We start from the raw sequence: 4,210 nt of genomic DNA, 5'->3' as shown, positions 1-4,210 counted from the left end.
ACACAGATTTTAATTCAGAAGAGGGCATAAGAGATCTTTTGTTCTGTGTCTGGAGTTACTTACGTGTGCTCTTCAGATTTGTTTTGGGAGTGAGGGGCGCATGGCCGGGATGAGCGTGCGCTCCGCCGTGCGGGTTGCGAGCGGCCTCGAACTTAGGGTAGGTAAGCCTAAGCAAAACGAGCTCAACCCGAAACGAGGAACGAACGTGCGCGTCACCCGACGACAGCTGCTGTGGGCCGGTGCCGGTATCGGGGCGGCCGGTGCGCTGGCCGCCTGCGGCAGCGGCACGGGCGGATCCAAGGACGCCGCACCGGCCGGTACGGCGTCCGCACAGCCCCGCGCCGGGGGAACGCTGAAGGTCGGCGCCCTCGGCAAGGCCTCGGCGATCACCCGTGACCCGCACGGCACCCAGGCCAACGAGAGCGACTACCTGATCATCAGCCTGCTCTACGACACCCTCGCGATACCCGGGGACACCGCCAACACCGTCCCGCGCCTGGCCGCCTCCTGGAAGCCGTCGGAGGACCTGACGACCTGGCGCTTCACGATCGCCGACGGCGCCGTCTTCCACGACGGCACCCCCGTCACCGCCGACGACGTCGTCTGGTCGTTGCGGCGCCTGCGCGACACCCCGGCCGGAAAGAGCCGCCTGCCCGGCATCCAGCCCGAGGGCATCAGGGCCGAGGACCCGAAGACCGTCGTCCTGGTCTCCGACTACCCCAACGCGGACCTGCCGCTGCAGACCCGCCTCACCACCTTCGTCCTCAAGAAGGACACCAAGGACGACGCGATCGCCGGCGCCCCCGGCACCGGCCCGTTCAAGCTCGACTGGTACCGCGACGGCAACGCCCGCCTGGTGCGCAACGACCAGTGGTACGGCGGCAAGGTCCTCCTCGACGCCGTCGAGGTCCGCCTCTTCGAGAGCCCCCAGGCCATGGCGAACGCCCTGCTCGCCGGGCAGATCGACGTCGCCTCCAACGTCGGCGCCGTCGCCGCCCGCACCGCCGAGGCCCGCAAGGACGTTCAGATCCTGCGCCGCCCCAACGACATGGCGATGCCGATCGTCATGCGCACCGCCGACGGCCCCTTCGCCGACCCCCGGGTGCGCGAGGCGCTGAAGCTGGCGGTCGACCGCGACGCGATGGTCAAGCAGGTCCTCTCCGGCTACGGCAGCGTCGCCAACGACATCCTCGGCACCGGCGACCCCGCCCTCGCCAAGGACATCCCCCAGCGCACCCGCGACCTCGCCAAGGCCAAGCAGCTCCTCGCGGACGCCGGATTCGACACCTCCCGGACCTACGACCTCGTCACCACCGAGGACATCTCCGGCCTGGCCGAGTCCGCGACCCTGTTCGCCACCCAGGTCCGCGAGGCCGGCGTGAAGATCAACGTCGTCAAGCAGGACTCCAAGGTGTTCTGGGACGCCACCTGGCTCAAGGGCACGCTCTACACGACGTACTGGGGCACCAACGACTCGGTCGTCTTCTTCGCCTCCAAGACGATGCTCTCCGACGCCGGCCAGAACGAGTCCGGCTTCAAGGACCCCGCCTTCGACGAGGCCTACCGCACCGCCATGGGCACCGCCGACGCCGCCGCGCGCGGCACGCTGCTGCACCAGCTCCAGGAGATCGAGTTCGCCAGGTCCGGCTACCTGCTGTGGGGCATGGCCGACGGCATCGACCTCGCCGGCGCCGCCGTGCGCGACCTGCCCAAGCTCCCCGGCTACGGCCGCGTCCAGCTCGAGAAGACCTGGCTGTCCCGTTGACCACCCTTCAGCCGCACGGCGTCCCGGCCCGCATCCTCCCCGGTGCGGGCCGGGTCGCCCGGCAGGCCGCCCGGCGCCTGGCCATGCTCGTTGTCCTGCTCGCCGGCGTCTTCGCCGCCGTCGAGCTCCTCCCCGGCGACGCTGCCGGCGCGACCTCAGACCGCGGCGTCACCGCCGCCGACCTCGCCGCCCGCCGCACCGCCCTCGGACTCGACCGCCCGGTCGCGGAACGCTTCTGGGACTGGATGACCGGCCTGCCCACCGGCGACCTCGGCACCACCGCACGCGGCCAGCACGTCACCGACGTCCTCGCCGGCCCCTTCCCCAACACCCTGCTGCTCGGCACCCTGGCCCTCGCCCTGAGCACCATCGGCGCCCTCGCCCTGGGCAGTTGGGCCGCGCTGCGCCCCGGCGGGCGCACCGACCGGGCCGTCGACGCGCTCTCCACCGCCGCGTTCGCCCTGCCGGAGTTCGTCGTCTCCGTCGCCCTCCTGCTCCTGCTCTCCCAGTGGACCGGCTGGCTGCCCGCCGTCACCCTCACCGGCCCCGACGGCGCCCCCGAATCCTGGACCATGCTCGTCCTGCCGCTGCTCTCCCTGGCCGTCCCCCAGATCGGCTGGAACACCCGCATCGTGCGCGGCGCCCTCGCCGACCAGGCCGCACTGCCGCACGTCCAGGCCGCCGTCCTCGACGGCCTGCCGCGCCGGCGCGTCCTCGGCCACCACATGCTCCCCGGCGCGCTGCCCGCCATCGCCGTCGGCATCGCCACCTCCGCCGGCATGCTGCTGGGCGGCACCGTCGTCGTCGAGACCCTCTTCAACTACCCCGGCATCGGCGCCGTCCTGGCCGGAGCCATCACCGACCGCGACACCCCGCTCATCGCCGGCGTCGTGGCCGCGGCCGGCGCCGCCATCAGCCTGCTCCTGCTGCTGGCCGACCTCGTCCGCACCACCGCCCTCGGAGAGGAGCGCCGATGACCGCCGACGCCCCGACAGCAGCGGCCCCCGCGCCCGCCACCCGGCGCACGGCGCGCGCCCTCGTCCGCGCCGTCCCCGCGCTGCTCCTCGTCCTCCTCGCCCTCGCGGGGCCGTTCCTGGCGCCCCACCCGATCGACACCCCGGTCACCTTCCCGTACGCCGGGGCCGGCGCCGACGCGCCGCTCGGCGGCGACCAGCTCGGCCGCGACGTCCTCAGCCGCCTGCTGACCGGCGGCGCGCCCCTGATCGCCACCGCCCTGGCCATCGCCCTCGTCGTCACCGCCGCCGCCACCGCCCTCGGCATCCTCGCCGCCCTGCGGCCCCGGCTGGGCCGGTGGATCGAACGCCTCGCCGACCTGACGATCCTCCTGCCCTCCGTCCTCGCCATCATGCTCATCGCCCTGGCCTGGCCCGCCGGGGGACGCCTGGCCGTCGCGGCCGCCGCCGTCCTCCTGGGCATCCCGTACGCGGTGCGCATCGTCGCCGCCGCGGCCGCCCCCATCGCCGCCACCGGCTACATCGAGGCGGCGGCCGCGGGCGGCGAACGGCTGGGGCACCTGATGCTCCGCGAGGTCCTGCCCAACCTGCGCTCCACCCTGCTGGCGCTGTTCGGTCTGCGCTTCGTCGAAGGCGTCTACATCGTCTCCGTCGCCGCGTTCCTCCAGCTCGGCCCCCAACCACCCGAGGCCGACTGGGCGCTGATGATCCGCGAGAACGCGGCGGGCATCACCCTCAACCCCTGGGCCGTCGGCGCGCCCTGCCTGGCCATCGGCCTGCTCGCCATCAGCGTCAACCTCGCCGCCGAAGCCCTCGCCCCCGCCCGGCCCACCCCGGAGACCCCGCTGTGAGCACCCCCGCTGTGAGCGCCCCCGCTGTGAGCGCCCCCGCCCCCGCCGCCCGCGCCACCGGCCTGACCGTCATGCTCGGGGACACGCCCCTGCTCACCGACGCGGACCTCGCCCTCGTCCCGGGCCGGGTCCACGCCATCACCGGCCCCTCCGGCGCCGGCAAGACCACCCTGCTGCGCGCCCTCGTCGGCGCCCTCCCGCCCGGCGCCCGCGTCAGCGCCGGCAGCGTCGACGTCCTCGGCCAGGACATCCTCGCCCTGCCGCCCGAGGAACTGCGCCGCCTCCGCCGCCACCGGCTCGCCTTCGTCGGCCAGGACCCGGGCTCCGGCCTCAACCCGCGGATGCGCGTCGAGCGCCTCGTCACCGAGACCGCCGCCGACCGCCGCCGCACCTCCGTGCCCGAACTGCTGCGCACCGTCCGGCTGCCCGCCGACGAGCGCCTCGAACACCGCCGCACCGCGGGGCTGTCCGGCGGCCAGCAGCGCCGGGTCGCCCTCGCCCGCGCCCTCGCCCGGCGGCCGGTGCCCGGACGCGCAGACCATCGCGGACATCCGGCTGCTGGACCCGAACGTCGTCTCGCCGGCGTTCCAGTCGCTGGAGCAGCAGCGCAACTACTACGC

General features: G+C 73.9%; 4 protein-coding genes. All 4 read left to right on the top strand.

The window, feature by feature from the left end; genetic code table 11:
* Positions 1 to 205 precede the first annotated feature (205 nt).
* The gene (locus tag ACWDCZ_RS39035; protein WP_449818438.1) at positions 206 to 1,765 is read left to right on the top strand and encodes an ABC transporter substrate-binding protein; all 1,560 of its coding nucleotides are present in this window, start codon (positions 206 to 208) and stop codon (positions 1,763 to 1,765) included.
* Complete coding sequence (locus tag ACWDCZ_RS39030) at positions 1,762 to 2,742, top strand: ABC transporter permease (protein ID WP_449818437.1); 981 nt, start codon at positions 1,762 to 1,764, stop codon at positions 2,740 to 2,742. The genes ACWDCZ_RS39035 and ACWDCZ_RS39030 overlap by 4 nt, the downstream gene beginning before the upstream one ends.
* Positions 2,739 to 3,590 carry an ABC transporter permease gene (locus tag ACWDCZ_RS39025; RefSeq protein ID WP_449818436.1) on the top strand — a complete coding sequence of 284 codons (852 nt, stop codon included), beginning with the start codon at positions 2,739 to 2,741 and terminating at the stop codon, positions 3,588 to 3,590. Before ACWDCZ_RS39030 ends, ACWDCZ_RS39025 begins: the two co-directional genes overlap by 4 nt.
* Positions 3,591 to 3,616: 26 nt before the next feature.
* On the top strand, positions 3,617 to 4,210 hold a 594-nt coding region (locus ACWDCZ_RS39020; protein WP_449818435.1), incomplete at its 3' end, for an ATP-binding cassette domain-containing protein.

The organism is Kitasatospora sp. NPDC001225, assembly GCF_053597855.1.
Note: the sequence above shows the minus strand (reverse complement) of the source record. Positions and strands in the feature narration are given on the sequence as shown.